The sequence below is a fragment of the Cyanobacteriota bacterium genome, assembly GCA_025054735.1.
Taxonomy (GTDB): domain Bacteria; phylum Cyanobacteriota; class Cyanobacteriia; order SKYG9; family SKYG9; genus SKYG9.
This window is the reverse complement of the sequence record JANWZG010000036.1, coordinates 1-14,955: the sequence shown is the minus strand read 5'-3', so window position 1 is coordinate 14,955 and position 14,955 is coordinate 1. Positions and strand designations below refer to the sequence as shown.

Sequence of the window (14,955 nt, the reverse complement as noted above, 5' to 3'; positions counted from 1 at the left end):
GTTAGCACGGGTTATAATGCCCGTCTTGCCGTGACTCACCACCTCTGGTAGTCCACCTGTGTCTGATACCACTACTGGTACCCGTGCAGCAAAGCTTTCTAGCACAACAATACCAAACGGTTCATACAGGCTAGGAAACACGGCACAGTCGGCAACTACCTGAAAACAATCGAGATCGGCATCGGGCATAAACCCGGTAAACAGGCAGTGCTGAGCAATACCTAGGTTCCAGGCCTGCTGTTTGAGACGATCGGTATTGCCACCCCCAATTAGCACTACTTTCACCTGCCCCTGAAGGTGTTGCATGACGATCGGAGCAGCATTCAGTAACACTGCCACCCCCTTCTCTGGAGACATGCGTCCCACATAGTAAACAATTTTTTCGTGATCTTGGGCAAATCGACGGCGAAACCCCTGCACATCAAACCCTGCAGGCAGATGTTTTTTCTCCGGGCGAATGCCATTGTAAATCACGTCAATCTTATCCCAAGGGTTATGTAGCGTGCGAGCGACCTCGTGGCGCATGTAATTGGTGCAGACAATGATACGCCAAGCGTTGTAGCATAAGTCTTTTTCCTTTTGGTGAACATATCGCTGGGTATCGGTGTGGATGCCATTATGACGACCATATTCTGTTGCATGAATCGTGGCAATCAGTGGAATTTTGAAGTGGTGTTTGAGGGAAATCGCTGCATCACCAACGAGCCAATCGTGGGCATGGATAAGGTCAAAGGAACCCAGATAGTTCAATAGCTCAACCGCCTTACTACCCATACTGGTGTTCATGTTGGCAACCCAATGCAAAAAGTCACGTCCTTCATCGACACAAACTCGATAGACGTGGATGTTGTCAACACGCTCATAGGCAGGTGCTTGTCCAAACTCGACTGTAATCAAATGCACATCGTGACCCAGCGCAACAATTTCAGGGTAAAGTTCAGACACATGGCGGGCTATGCCCCCTACCAACCGAGGTGGAAACTCCCATGCTAGTGCCAAAATTTTCATTGACCCCATAACCCGTGAGGCAACGGCAGTGGTGAGAATAGCCAGAAAGCGATAATTTATTATATGAGGGAAAGACTACGAATCAGATTCTGAATCTTAGCAGAATGATGGCTGGTGTTTCCTGAGTGTCTTGGTAATCCGCTGTCAACCTGACCCATGCAGGCATTTTCTGACCCTACGCTTAATAGTGCGCCAATTTTGCAACTACTTGTGTTTGTTGACAAGCGTCCTAGCTCAGGAGAGCAAATCCGTTACATCCAGGAGTGTCTGTCAAGCTATCAGATTGATCGGGGTGTGGATTTGCAAGTTATAGATGTGGTGGAAAAGCCTTACCTAGCAGAACACTTTAAGTTGGTAGCAACACCAAGCTTGATTAAGGTTTACCCAGAACCACGGCAAGTACTAGCTGGGAGTGACCTGGTGGTGCAACTAGAAAAGTGGTTACCTCGATGGCAAAGGGCAGTGGAAGCGCAAATTACTAAGGCGTTGATCAGCAGCGATCGCGATACCCTGCCACCAGCGCCCATGGTTGGCGCTGATCAAGCAACTACAGGTTCAGGACTGTCTCAACCACATCCTACAAGTTATTTGGCTGAGTTAATCCGACTCTCAGAAGAGGTTTTTCAGCTTAAGCAAGAAAAAGAAGAGCTACTAGCCCAGGTCACGTTTAAAGATCGGATTATTGCCATGTTGGCTCATGATTTGCGCAATCCACTCACGGCTACATCGATCGCCCTAGAGACTCTGGAAATGGGAACCCAGAGTGAAGCTGCTGGTGAATCAAAGCTAACCTTGGCTATGACTGCTCAACTGCTGCGTCATGCTCGTACTCAAACAAAAGCTATTGACCGCATGATCACTGACTTGTTGCAAGCAGCTCAAGGCAACCAGACAGATCTGCGAATTCAGGCCCAAGAGCTAGATTTGGGGGCGCTGTGCCGAGATGTGTTAGCGCAGTGGAGCGATCGTATTCATGCCAAGTCCCAGCGGCTAGAAGTAGACATTCCCAGTGATCTGCCCACAGTATATGCCGACCCAGAGCGACTGCGGCAGGTCATTGTTAACCTACTGGACAATGCCGTGAAATATACCCCAGAGCAGGGCACGATTCAGGTGTCGATTCTGCATCGAACCACGCAGAAAATCCAAGTGAGCGTGTGCGATGATGGGCCTGGCATTCCAGAAGACAATCGCGAAAAAATCTTTGAAGAGCGGTTTCGCCTTCAGCGTGATGAAGTAAAGGAAGGCTACGGGATAGGGTTGGCGTTGTGTCGGCGCATTATCCGGGCGCACTATGGACAAATTTGGGTAGATTCTGTGACTGGCCGAGGGAGTTGCTTTCATTTCACGCTGCCTGTGTACCGGCTTTAGTAAGTGGTGGTGACTCAGTAGTTTCGTCACAGTAGTTTCGTCACAGTTTAGTCATGAGTCACACTGGATGATCTGACCAGCAGCAGCACGGAAGAGACGATCGTAGATAGCAAGCCCCAGACCATGAGGGTCAACGGCACGCATAAGAATCAAATCAGCACCCCAGCGGTCTAGTTCTCGCAGGGCTGCAAACAGGCGTTGAGCAATGGTGGTGAAGTCTTTGCTGGTTCCTAAGTGAGCGATCATCACGGTTGGTTGGGAGGTAAGGAACGAGAACTGGTCTGCATCCTCATCAGTCACTAGCAACCCCAAGCGTTGACCTGATTGCACCAGATCACTGGCTCTAGCTTGCATGTGGGCCAACACAGCCGGACGATCGCCCTGAAACAACAACACCTGAGCTTGGGGAGCATAATGCTTGAGGAACATTCCAGGTGAGGCTGTGGGAGATGTATCAGAGTTAGTTACCCGGTGTAGTGTTAGGTCTAGGGACGGGACAACTGTCAGTAATTGCTCTAGGGATACGCTGCCGGGGCGGAGCAGACGGGGTACATTAGTCGTCAGATCTACAACTGTGGACTCTACACCAATTGGTGTAGCCCCCCCATCGAGCACAATGTCAATGCGTCCCCATAGGTCATCTACCACATGGTCTGCTGTGGTGGGGCTAGGATAGTTGGAGCGATTAGCGCTGGGTGCAGCGATGGGCACATCCGATGCGACCAACAAGGCATGGGCTATGGGGTGGTCAGGAATTCGCACAGCAATTGTGGAGAGACCAGCGGAGACGATCGCGGGCACACGCGGATGGCGGGGCAGTACTAACGTCAGGGGGCCAGGGGCAAACTGAGCCAACAGGCGCTGGGCTAAGTCAGGAATCTCAGATGTGACTGTTGCCAGGTGCTCTACAGTTGCTAGGTGAACGATGAGGGGATTGGAGAATGGACGACCCTTAGCGGCAAAGATGCGGGCGATCGCGGTTGCATCAAAGGCATTAGCTCCCAAACCATAGACAGTTTCTGTCGGGAAGGCCACTAACTTTCCTTCACGAATGGCTGTTGCTGCCAGTTGAATTGCCTCAGCCTGTAACGCAGTTGGTTCCACTCTAAGGCGTTGGGTTGCGATCGCGTCAGTCATGCTGGCTCACCTGAGCGCCAATCCAATCTAGGTAGGGTTGAAAACCAGCAACGACGGGCAGAGCAATGATTTCCGGTACATCGTAAGAATGCACAGTTTTCACCGTGGCTGCCAAGGCATCAAATTGGTCTAGGTCTGTTTTCACAATTAGTTGCCACTCCGGATCGTTGTGCAGAGAATCTTGCCAAATGTAAATAGACTGCACAGGCAGAATAGTCACACAGGCTGCTAATTTTCCCTGGAGCAATCTGTGAGCAATGGTCTCCGCTTCTGATTGTGAAGACGCTGTAATTAGTACTACACCATAGGTGGCCATCGTGATCCCCCATTCATGACCAGACAATTTCTTGGCTTTGCCCCTTGGTTAACAACTAGCAAAAAACCTAGCAACAGGGTGTTGACATCGTATCCTGTAGCGTGTAGATTTTAGATATTGAGTTAGTAGCTAGACACAAATGACTAATCACCGTTGGCTGTCAAACTGGTTATCAAACAACTAGTGAGCAACCAATAGTTGACAGAGAGTTACTAGCACTGTCTTATGTCTGAGTCATTATCATGCTTAGGTTTAGCAACTTCATTGAACTCAAGTCACGTCATTAACACTAGGTACACATTTTACAGGGGAATGTTATGTCTAACCAACCATCTGCTCAGCTATCCGTCAGCAAAAATCCTTTAGTGAACAGTCGATTACGTATGAGTTTCAGTGTGGGAGACAGTGACATACCCACTGTTCCTGGTTTGCTGGGAATGACAACTGAGTCAGTCCCCGATCGAGAACCGCTGCGAGTACTGCTAGTTGGCTCTCGCAGAGGAGTCAACAACACAATCTTGACGTTGTATCGGCTGGGCTTTGCATCCGTAAGTGAATGGAGTCCACTATTACCTGCACCTAATCCGGGTGAGGTGATGAGTATTTTGACTCGCTATATTCAACTGGACAATTCATGAGGTGCTCCTATGTCTCGCCAACACGAGTGTTCATCCATCTGAGAGCTACTAGACCCGTGAATTGGCTACCCTTGCACGCCATCAGCAATTTGTTGCCGAATTTTTTGGGCGCGGACTTCAGCATTATCCATTACCTCTGCCATTTGTTGCAAAATTTCGCCAGGAAAGTTTTCGAGTACTTTGGTAGAGAGAGAAATGCGTCCTCGGCCTTCGTCTAGATCTAGAATTACGGCTTTGATGGTTTGTCCAGCGTGAAAGACTTCCTCTAAGTTGCTGACGTAAGTTTTGCTGACTTGGTTAATATGCAACAAGCCGCTGGTGCCTGCAAAATCGACAAACACACCAAAGGGTTTGATGTTGGTGATGGTGCCTTGGATGACCTGACCGACTTCAAGTTGGCTGAAACTGGCAGCTCGGTTTGCTTGTTTTTCAGATAGCACTAAACGGCGATTGTTGGCATCTACCTCTAGGAAGGCAACGGTCAGAGTTTTGCCCTTCAGAGTATCTAGTGTGCTGCTCTGGGTCAGATGCGATCGCGGGATAAATCCACGCATTCCCATTGCATCCACTGTTAGGCCACCCTTGTTGGTGCCTGTAACTCGAACGGCGATCGTCTCTCGGTTTGCTTGCATGGTGGCAAATCGCAGCCACTGCTGCCGAATTTGCAATTGTCGCCGTGATAGGGTAACTTGACCATCATCGTTTTGTTCACGAATGATGAGAAAGTCATGCTCTACCTCTAAAGGCAACACCTCGGCGAGTTGGCGAAATGGCTGGAGCGATGCCTCATCGATAGGGACAAAGGCTGCTGACTTACCCCGAATATCAACATAGGCACCATCAGATTCATAGCTGGTCACAACACCCCGCACGACTTGTCCCACCTGAAATTGAGAGTTTTCTGCCTCCAGCGCCCTGGCAAAATCGTCCGTAGAAAACTCAGGCTGCTTTTTGCTGCTGGTAGTGCGTTCTGATGCAGAGTCCATGCGTAGTATCAGTAACCAGGAACCCTGGTGATGAAAGGGTAGCCTTTTTAATATACGAAAAATCTGGTTGGATCTGCTGAGTTTGGCCCTGGGGATTGCGGCAAATTAGCTTGAATTTGGTTGGAGTACTGTTGGCAATCTATGGGAGTCATTTCACGCTTAAATGGTGAGGCGGATGGTTTGATCTAACCATCTTGTTGTTCATGCATTCTAGTGACACCCTTGTCTAACCTACCATCTGACCAGATTCCAGAGTCTTCCCCGACTGAGCCAGAGCCGCTGGTTACTGATGCTGCGGAATCTAGCCTATCAGCTTCTAAGCCTCGCAAGACACGATCGCTGGCTAGCATTGCCACTATTGTGGCTGCGGCCACGCTGATTAGCAAGGTGTTTGGTCTAGTGCGCCAACAGGCGATCGCGGCAGCTTTTGGGGTAGGGGTTGTTGCCGATGCTTACAACTACGCCTATGTGATTCCAGGATTTCTCCTGATTCTGCTGGGGGGCATTAACGGGCCGTTTCACAGTGCGATCGTGAGCGCCCTTGCCAAGCGCAGCAAAGAGGAAGCAGCACCCCTTGTGGAAACCATTACTACCCTAGTTGGGGCAGTGTTACTCGTTGTTACTCTGCTGCTATGGCTGTTTGCAGAACCGTTGATCGACCTAGTTGCTCCTGGTCTCAGCAAAACTTCAGAGGGACTAGTAATTCGGACGATCGCCATTCAGCAATTCCAGATCATGGCACCCATGGCATTTCTGGCAGGAGTCATCGGTATTGGTTTCGGTACTCTGAATGCGGCAGATCACTATTGGCTACCTTCTATCAGCCCATTGTTTTCTAGTGCCAGCGTTATCTTGGGTCTAGGTATTCTAGCGCTCTCGTTGGGAGCCGATATTACCACCCCAAAATATGCACTTCTAGGGGGACAGGTGCTAGCGTGGACAACCCTCTTGGGTGCCCTGTGGCAATGGCTAGCCCAGGTGATTGCGGCCCAGCGATCGGGCTTGGGCGGGTTTCGGCTCCGCTTCAATCTCCAGCAACCCGGCATTGGGGATGTCTTAAGGGTGATGGGGCCTGCGACTCTGGCCTCTGGCATGTTACAGATTAACGTGTATACTGACCTGTTTTTTGCCTCCTTTTTACCCCAAGCTGCTGCTGCTTTGGGCTATGCCGGACTTTTGGTGCAAACCCCCTTGGGCATTATGTCCAACATGATTCTGGTGCCCCTGCTACCGGTGTTCTCGCGGCTTACTGCCCCCGAAGACTGGCATGAACTCAAGCAACGTATCCGTCAAGGCATGATGTTGACTGCCCTCACCATGCTGCCCCTAGGGGGACTGATGATCGCCTTGGCACACCTGATTGTCCGCATTGTCTATGAGCGGTTTGCCTTCGATCGCGCCGCCTCTGTTCTGGTTACCCAAGTATTGATTGCCTACAGTTTAGGCATGTTTGTCTATCTAGGCCGAGATGTGATTGTGCGGGTGTTCTATGGTTTAGGAGATGCCAACACCCCCTTCCGGATTAGCGTTGTCAACATCTTTCTCAATGCCTTACTAGATTACGTGCTCGTCAGTTTGTTTAAGGCTCCTGGCTTAGTGCTAGCAACTGTTGGGGTGAACTTAATCTCACTGGTGTGGATGGTCATAGTTTTGCACCATCGGCTAAATGGACTGCCGCTGTGGCAGTGGGGTTGGCAAGTGCTGATGTTGACGATTGCTAGTGTTGTCTCTGGCATGGTTGCCTTTGGAGTTGTAACCCTAATGGAAAAGGGTTTGGGCACCGAGGGCTTTTGGGTCACTTGCCTGCAACTGGCTGTGGGTGGAGCAGTTGGTTTAACCACGTTTGCTGTGCTAGCCATACAACTGAAGTTGCCCGAAATGACTACCTTGATGGTAAGCTTGCGACGAAAGTTACTTCGCCGCTAGGCACAGCCTCACGATCGGCAAGCTGTTAGGGATAAAAACCAAGGCGGGGTAGTCCCATGCCTTCATCCCAGCCCATCATCAAGTTCATGCATTGCACAGCTTGACTGGCCTGTCCCTTCATTAAGTTGTCGATCGCAGACATAACGATAACGCGGTCAGTGCGAGAGTCTACCTCAATGCCCAAATAACAGAGATTGGTGCCTACTGTCCACTTGGTTTGGGGATAGACCCCAATAGGCAATACCCTGACCCAGGTTGTAGACGCTCGATAAAACGCGCTATAAATCGTAATCAAATCCTCTGACACCAGACCTGGATCCCGCAGGGTTGCATATACCGTCGCCAACATGCCCCGTACCATTGGGATCAGATGGGGCGTAAATTGTACCGTTACATCGTAGCCAGCTAAATCAGTACAAACTTGCTCGATTTCTGGTGTATGCCGATGACTCACTACCCCATAGGGCGACACAGACGCATCAGCTTCAGCTAGCAACAGATGGGTTTTGGCCTGTCTACCACCGCCAGAGGTGCCCGATTTAGCATCAATAATGGCACTACCTGGAACTACTAGCCCTTGGCGCATCAATGGTGCTAGAGCCAGCAAGCTAGCAGTAGGATAACAGCCAGGACAACCCACAAGCTGCGCTTCTTGAATCTGCTCACGATATAGCTCCGGTAGGCCATACACAGCAGACTCTGCTAGCTCATCGTCAGTGCGATCGCCGCCGTACCAAGCTCTGTAGGTTTCTAGGTTTCTAAATCGATAATCAGCAGATAGATCTAGAACTTTACAACCCTTATCCAGTAGGGTCGGAGCCATCTTGTAGGCCAGCCCATTGGGTAAGGCCAAAAACACTACCTGACAGCGACTAGCAATAACTGACAGGTCGATCGCCTCCACCTTTAGCTTGACTCGACCTTCCAAGTGTGGATAGATTTCGCTGTAGGTTTGTCCAGCACTGCTATCGCCGCCAAGATAGACAATCTCAACCTGTGGATGCTCTAGCAATAACCGCACTAGCTGCACACCACCATAGCCTGATGCGCCTACAATGCCAACCGGAATACGACTCAACTCACCCATTGCCCAGACCACCGAGAACCACTACAGATAGATAATCAAAGATAATCAAATTACTTGCTGCATTGTAGTATCGAACATCAAAAATTGGGGGAGATGGACATACCACCCCTGTGAATTCCCCAAGGTCATAATAGACATCGCTTACAATGAGAGCATCATGCACTGTCATTGCGTCCTATGCTTTCATTCACCACTGTTAGTCTGCCAACCATCATGCTGATAGGGCTATCATTGTTTGGCAAAGATACTAGCAAGTTGTCTGTAGCTCCCCATGTTGGGCACCGCACCTGTCAAGGCCAACCACCTGCTTTTTTGGTAGTGGCTGGCGGCTCTAGCCCTCGCAATACTGAGATTGCTCTGGAAAAGAATGTGCTGTATTTTCAACGCACCCTGCGTCATTTAGGATACAGCCCAGCTAGTGCAACTGTATACTTTGCTAATGGCAATAGCAGGCAGCCTAGTGTTCGTTATATCGATAGCCGTGGACGGCAGCAGTTTAAACTACCCCAAATTCCCAACTTGAACGGAGCCTCAACACCTGCCAATATTCAGCAGTGGTTTCAGCGAGTGGGCCGATCGCCGTCAACACAGAGTATTTTCTTTTACTTCACAGGGCATGGTGACTTCAACCAGCGTAACCCGGACAACAATGCCCTCATGCTGTGGAATAATCAGTACATGACAGTGCAAGAGCTGGCTACACTGTTAGATCAACTCCCTGCGAATAAGCCGATTGTCACAATGATGGCACAGTGCTATTCCGGATCCTTTGCTAATTTTGTCTACCAAGGTGGGAATCCACGCTATCCCCTAGCAACTCAGAGTCGGTGTGGTTTTTTCGCTACTATTAAAACCTTGCCGTCGGTAGGTTGTACCCCGGCTGTGAATGAAGCAGACTACCGGGACTATAGCTCTAGTTTCTTTGCTGGTTTAAGTGGCAGGTCTCGTACAGGGCAAGCAGTTGCCTCGGCAGACTACGATCGTGATGGACGGGTATCCTATGCTGAGGCCCATGCCTTTGCCAAGGTAGATGAATTCACCACCGACTTGCCAGTGTCTACTTCAGAAGTGTGGCTACAAGAGCGAGCCAGTGAACAGGAGATTGACACAATCCTCGACCGCTCGATCGCTGACATCTTGCTTACAGCTCGTCCAGAACAGTACTACGTGGTTACTGCCTTGCTGCAAAAGTTTAATCTATCTCCTCAACAGTCCTATCGACAGGCTAGCGATCGAGCGCAGATTCGCTCGGAGGAAGAGCAAGCTTACTTAGTGCGGTTAGGAATGGAACTAGTAAATATCGCCATGGAACAAAAAATTCGTGCAGGCACTGGCAGAGATGTTGCTAGTCTAGATAAGTTATTGAAATGTGAACGGGGTTCATGGTCAACTACCCATGCAGAGTAATAACCTAATGACGTGGTGGCAGAGTACTAGCTTACAGATTAGGGTGCTGATGATTATTTTGGCAGCGCCTCTAGTGGTCATTAATGGCTGGGCATTTGCCACCATTTTCAACTATTTCCGCTCGCTGATTACCATTCTAGTGGGGGCTTCTCTGTTAGCGTTCTTACTCAACTATCCCATCAGTTTTCTAGAACGACGTGGAGCCAAGCGCGGCCCTGTGGCTGTGTTGGTGTTTCTGGTAGCCATTGCCCTGTTGACTGCGATCGGCATTACTCTCTTACCCGATGCCATTACCCAAGCGCAACAATTGGTAACCCGGCTGCCAGAACTTATTGATTCTGGTCGTCGCCAAGTCATCATGTTGAATGAGCAGGCCGAAAAGCTGGGGCTACCCCTTAACTTTGACTCGCTGTTCGTGCAGATCAGTGATCGTCTCAAGGGGCAAGTGCAAGCGATCGCGGGGCAAGTGCTCAACTTTGCTGTGGTTACCGTCACCAGTCTATTAGACTTTGCCCTGACTCTTGTTCTGGCCTTCTACATCTCCCAACACGGAGATGAGGTTTGGAATGGGTTAATTTCTTGGCTACCTGCTAAGGTACAACGCCCCTTTTCCCAGACATTGCGCCTCAGTTTTCAAAATTTCTTCATTAATCAGCTCATTATTGCCACCTGCATGGCATCGGCACTGGTACCTAGCTTCCTGTGGTTAAAGGTGCCCTTTGGCCTGTTATTTGGGTTGACGATCGGCATCATGGCACTAGTTCCCTTTGGAGGCACTGTCGGCATTATCATTGTCACCATTCTGGTGACGTTACAGAATTTCTGGTTAGGGATCCAGACTCTGCTAGCTGCCGTCATCGTGCAACAAATTCTAGAAAACCTTGTGGCTCCTCGATTACTAGGTAGTTTTACAGGTTTAAACCCGGTGTGGATTTTGATTGCTATTTTGACAGGAGCGAGGATCGGCGGCTTATTGGGTGTGATTGTGTCGGTGCCGATCGCAGTTGTCATTAAAACAGCCCTTGTAGCTATCCGAATGCCAGATGAGGACTTTAGCTCATCACTGCTACACTCGGATGATAACAATAGGGACTCCAGCTATAAACCATTAGCAGCCTCTGACCCCAATGTGCGCTCGTTGATGTCATCCGAAGTCGTTGGAGATGCCTAATCATCCAACTTAGACGCGCAGGGTTTCTCCTAATAGTCCTTGTTGGATTGCAAGGCTTGCTCTAGGTTAGCAACCAGCGTTGGCCATTTTTATGCCCTGCCAGCCGAACTTCAGATCAGTGATCGAGCCATTGATACTCCGCAGATATCGGATCCTGAACTCCATCCCAGGAGGTTGGCTAGTTGATCAGTTCCTTGCTGAGGCCAACGGTTTTAACCTATCCAAATTGGCTGATAGTAGGTAGAGTGGAGTAATGAATTCAATGGATGTCATGACACTTGTTGTTCCTGATGCTATCAGTTTTGAGCAGGCGATCGCCCTAACCGAGAACCTGTTGACCCAACTGGCAACCGGACAAATTACTGAGGCTGAAGCAGCCAATGTTGTTGCCCAACTAGTAAAAACTGAAAACGGTGCTAGAGGACTATTTGTCACCTATCTGCCTGATCCGGGTTCCGTTGCAGATAACCCATCCCCTGAGCTGATTGCAGCATTGCGGTCGTCCCCGGCGATTGTGGCTGAACTGATGGTAAAGAATTTGGTTATGTCCACAGCTATGGTGATTCACCACCAACGGCAACAGTCTCCTGCCGAGGCTGAAGGCTCAAAACGGGTACAGAGTCGATCAGCTCACCTGCTTAAGGCGCTCCAGTTACCAGAAGTAGACCAGCGAGCTAGGGAGATGTTGACGAGTTTGACAACAGGCGATGGCCCCTACCAGGCGTTTTTGCAGCGTTGGGGCTATGATGCCGAACAAAAACAGGCCATGGCAGAGATCCTGCGAACTACGATCGCAGCTAGTCCTGTAGCTTAAGGAAGCTATCAAGGGCAGCAGTCATGGCAGGTGCCCAGCGTCGAACGTGCCGCACCCAGTCTAGATCTTTGTAGCGGGGATCTAGCCCCACGACGGCTACCCATTGACTTTCGGCCTCGCCCCGTCGTCCTTGTTTCCACAGAGCAGCAGTGAGGGCAGCACGGGCATCAGGAAACTGGGGATACTTACGGACTAGGTTACGGAGCTTGCGAATAGCAGTATCGGTTTCGCCCACTTGGTAAAGAGCAATCGCATAGTTGACGAAAGCAAAGGCATAGTCAGGAGCTAGTTCTGTAGCGCGCAGGTAATCAGCGATCGCCCCTTGCCAGTCTCCCTTGCCACCCTTGGCATTGCCACGATTGTTGTAGGCTGCTGCATCCTGGGCATCTAGGGCTAGAACACGATTATAGTCAGCGATCGCATCATCCCAACGCCCTAGCCCTTCTAGGGCAGCACCTCGATTTAAGTAGGGATCCGGAGCATCCGGAGCTAGGGCAATAGCTTGGTTATAGTCAGCGATTGCCTCCTGCAACTTGTTTTGGCTGACCCTAGCATTGCCTCGATTACTCCAGGCAGCAGGGTTATTGGGAAATTTCTCAATCATCTCAGTCCAATATTGCTCTGCTGTCGCATAGTCTTTAGCCTGGGTAGCTGCAAAGGCCTGCTGACCAATGCGCTCTAACTCTTGCAGGAGGTCGCTGTTGCTAGTCTCGGCTGCTAGGGCTGGGGCAGTAAACCCAAGCAGCACTATTAGACCCATGGCTATAAACCGATGAAGATATCGCTGCACGTACTGCCCTACTAACGTTGCTATCGATCGTCCCATGGTTAGAACTGTCTCCAACATCACACTGCACCTACCACAAACTGCACTGACCTTGGTGCCGCAGAAGATGATCGCACAACACTAGCGCTACCATCGCTTCCACCATAGGCACTGCTCTGGGTAACACACAGGGATCATGACGGCCTTTGCCCGCTAGGGTGGTTGCTTCCCCATCGGTAGTAACGGTACGCTGTTCTTTACGAATGGTGGCTACAGGTTTAAAGGCTACCCGTAGAACAATATGCTCTCCATTAGAGATACCTCCTTGGATGCCACCTGATCGATTGGTAACCGTGCGAATGCGTCCCTGCTCTTGGTAAAACTCATCGTTGTGTTCGCTACCCGTCATCAAGGTGCCTGCAAAGCCAGAGCCAACTTCAAAGCCTTTGCTGGCCGGAAGTGACATGACTGCCTTGGCCAAGTCAGCCTCTAGTTTGTCAAATACAGGGCAACCTAGCCCACGGGGCACTTGGCGCGCTACACATTCCACCACCCCACCGACGGAATCCCCCGCTTGCCGCACGGTTTCAATTAGCTCGATCATGCGATCGGCAGCCTCTAGGTCAGGGCAGCGCACAATGGTTCGTTCTACATCGGCCATGGTTACGGTTTCTGGATCCACAACGGCTTCCAAATCCTTAACCCGTTTCACATAGGCCACAATGTCTACACCAGCTACTTGATGTAGGATTTTCTTGGCGATCGCCCCTGCGGCTACACGACCAATGGTTTCCCTAGCGGAGGAGCGACCACCCCCCTGCCAGTTACGGATCCCATACTTGGCATCATAGGTGGCATCTGCATGGGATGGGCGATATTTCTGCGCCATCTCCGCGTAGTCTTGAGGGCGAGTGTCTTGGTTGTGCACCAAAATCATGATTGGTGTTCCCAGGGTTTTGCCCTCAAACACGCCCGACAGAATCTCACAGGTGTCAGATTCCTTGCGGGGAGTAGAAATCTTGCTCTGACCAGGACGACGGCGATCTAACTCGGCCTGAATCTCTTCAACAGTAATCTCCAACCGGGGGGGACAGCCATCAATCACGACTCCGACTCCACCACCATGGGATTCCCCAAAGGTAGTGATGCGAAACAATTGTCCAAACGTATTACCCATAAGCCTGCTGACAAACACTGACTAAAAACTCTTGGGTTCGGGGGCTATCCCTAGCGCACCCCGACGCGGAGCACGAAATCGGTAGGTTCGATCGCCACAACATCAATCTGATAGTCACCGCTGAAGGTTGCTTCCCCTTGCCACTGCACTAGCCCACCAGCGTCTTCCACAATTGTGCCGTCAGGATAGCGAATGGTAATGGTGACCAAGCCAGAGACCACGATCGCATCTAACACCTGCCCCTGTTGCAGACTCACAAGGTAACGCAGAGTTGTATTCGGAGTAGCCATATCTGCAATTTCAACACTGTCACCACCAGCAACGACGTTGATTCGGCGAACTTGCGTGCCTACAATAGGTTCCGATGGTGACGGCAAGGGCGACGGTGACGGTGAGGGCGATGGCACTGGCTCGTTGAGGGTAAGGCTAAGCTTGAAATCACTAGCCGCTTGGTTTGGCAATAGGCTTAGACGCACAGTGTAATCCCCATCGGCAGGCAAGGCCCCTTGCCACGATTTAGTGTCAGCCGCTGTATCATTCACGGGCTGTCCCTTAGGGGTCAGAATTGTCATCAGCATCCCCTTGCCTGACAAGGCGGCAATGAGCTGTTGCCCTTGCTTGCCCCTAATCTGGTAATTCAGGGTTTGGTTAGCTCGCAAACTGCCCTCAATCTGCTGCGTTTGATTGGCTTTTAGATTAAGGGGCTGATTGATCGTAACTGGGCTAGGGGAGGGGGTAACCGTAGGGCTAGGAGTAGTGGGACTAGGGCTAAGGACGATCGTCGGCGTAGGTGACGGGCTAGGAGTAGGACGGCTGTTGAGATAGTTGACGACTGCCCAAGAACCTAAGCCTGCGGCTAGGGCAATGCCTGCACCGATCGCCCCAATGCCGATGGGGTTGTCGAGCAGCCCCCTGCCTTCATCTAACTCAGACTGAGACTGTCGAGATGATTGACTGGCATAGGTTGCTGGTTCTGGTCTGCGCCCAACTGCGATCGTTGCCGCTTGCGTCGGTGGTGGCATCGTTGGTTGGTTTACGGGCTGAGGATAGGTAGGAGCCTGTTGCTGAGGATAGGTAGGAGCCTGTTGCTGAGGATAGGTAGGGACTGGCTGCTGGGGATAGGTGGTAGCCTGCTGCTGGGCATAGTAGCT

The 14,955-nt window shown here is 50.7% G+C and carries 14 protein-coding genes; 6 read left to right on the top strand and 8 right to left on the bottom strand.

Annotation, left to right across the window (positions count from 1 at the left end; genetic code table 11):
* A partial coding sequence (locus NZ772_03265; GenBank protein ID MCS6812579.1) for a glycosyltransferase family 4 protein occupies positions 1-1,008 on the bottom strand: 1,008 nt, incomplete at its 3' end.
* 156 nt (positions 1,009-1,164) lie between these two features.
* Between NZ772_03265 and NZ772_03260 the strand changes: the two genes are divergently transcribed.
* Positions 1,165-2,379 (top strand): histidine kinase, encoded by a 1,215-nt coding sequence (locus tag NZ772_03260; protein ID MCS6812578.1) that lies wholly within the window; start codon positions 1,165-1,167, stop codon positions 2,377-2,379.
* A gap of 51 nt (positions 2,380-2,430) precedes the next feature.
* Here the strand turns inward: NZ772_03260 and NZ772_03255 are convergent, their stop codons facing one another.
* Both NZ772_03255 and NZ772_03250 read right to left on the bottom strand, forming a co-directional pair.
* Positions 2,431-3,516 carry an L-threonylcarbamoyladenylate synthase gene (locus tag NZ772_03255; GenBank protein MCS6812577.1) on the bottom strand — a complete coding sequence of 362 codons (1,086 nt, stop codon included), beginning with the start codon at positions 3,514-3,516 and terminating at the stop codon, positions 2,431-2,433.
* Entirely contained in the window at positions 3,509-3,832 is a 324-nt protein-coding gene (locus NZ772_03250) for a divalent-cation tolerance protein CutA (GenBank protein ID MCS6812576.1), read from the bottom strand. The genes NZ772_03255 and NZ772_03250 overlap by 8 nt, the downstream gene beginning before the upstream one ends.
* A 317-nt stretch (positions 3,833-4,149) precedes the next feature.
* On the opposite strand from NZ772_03250, the gene NZ772_03245 reads away from it, so the two are divergent.
* Positions 4,150-4,470 carry a hypothetical protein gene (locus NZ772_03245; protein ID MCS6812575.1) on the top strand — a complete coding sequence of 107 codons (321 nt, stop codon included), beginning with the start codon at positions 4,150-4,152 and terminating at the stop codon, positions 4,468-4,470.
* A 65-nt stretch (positions 4,471-4,535) separates the two neighbouring features.
* On the opposite strand, the gene NZ772_03240 is transcribed toward NZ772_03245, so the two are convergent.
* Positions 4,536-5,456 (bottom strand): S1 RNA-binding domain-containing protein, encoded by a 921-nt coding sequence (locus NZ772_03240; GenBank protein MCS6812574.1) that lies wholly within the window; start codon positions 5,454-5,456, stop codon positions 4,536-4,538.
* A 279-nt stretch (positions 5,457-5,735) separates the two neighbouring features.
* On the opposite strand from NZ772_03240, the gene murJ reads away from it, so the two are divergent.
* Positions 5,736-7,382, top strand: coding sequence for a murein biosynthesis integral membrane protein MurJ (gene murJ, locus NZ772_03235; GenBank protein ID MCS6812573.1), 1,647 nt, complete (start codon positions 5,736-5,738; stop codon positions 7,380-7,382).
* 25 nt (positions 7,383-7,407) lie between these two features.
* Here murJ and argC read toward each other — a convergent pair whose 3' ends face one another.
* On the bottom strand, positions 7,408-8,469 hold the full coding sequence (gene argC, locus NZ772_03230; GenBank protein MCS6812572.1) for an N-acetyl-gamma-glutamyl-phosphate reductase: 1,062 nt from the start codon (positions 8,467-8,469) through the stop codon (positions 7,408-7,410).
* Between the two features lie 177 nt (positions 8,470-8,646).
* On the opposite strand from argC, the gene NZ772_03225 reads away from it, so the two are divergent.
* The 3 genes from NZ772_03225 (at position 8,647) to NZ772_03215 (ending at position 11,861) form a co-directional block, all read left to right on the top strand.
* On the top strand, positions 8,647-9,876 hold the full coding sequence (locus tag NZ772_03225; protein MCS6812571.1) for a C13 family peptidase: 1,230 nt from the start codon (positions 8,647-8,649) through the stop codon (positions 9,874-9,876).
* Positions 9,866-11,047 (top strand): AI-2E family transporter, encoded by a 1,182-nt coding sequence (locus NZ772_03220; GenBank protein ID MCS6812570.1) that lies wholly within the window; start codon positions 9,866-9,868, stop codon positions 11,045-11,047. Before NZ772_03225 ends, NZ772_03220 begins: the two co-directional genes overlap by 11 nt.
* A 271-nt stretch (positions 11,048-11,318) precedes the next feature.
* A complete protein-coding gene (locus NZ772_03215; GenBank protein ID MCS6812569.1) occupies positions 11,319-11,861 on the top strand; it encodes a hypothetical protein in 543 nt (180 codons plus the stop codon).
* Here the strand turns inward: NZ772_03215 and NZ772_03210 are convergent.
* From NZ772_03210 to NZ772_03200, 3 genes are all read right to left on the bottom strand, one after another.
* Positions 11,845-12,621: a tetratricopeptide repeat protein gene (locus NZ772_03210; GenBank protein ID MCS6812568.1), complete on the bottom strand. Its 777-nt coding sequence runs from the start codon at positions 12,619-12,621 to the stop codon at positions 11,845-11,847. The two genes, NZ772_03215 and NZ772_03210, sit on opposite strands and share 17 nt — an antisense overlap.
* A gap of 97 nt (positions 12,622-12,718) precedes the next feature.
* Positions 12,719-13,804, bottom strand: a complete 1,086-nt coding sequence (aroC, locus tag NZ772_03205) for a chorismate synthase (protein ID MCS6812567.1) — start codon at positions 13,802-13,804, stop codon at positions 12,719-12,721.
* A 50-nt stretch (positions 13,805-13,854) separates the two neighbouring features.
* On the bottom strand, positions 13,855-14,955 hold a 1,101-nt coding region (locus tag NZ772_03200), incomplete at its 5' end, for a serine/threonine protein kinase (GenBank protein MCS6812566.1).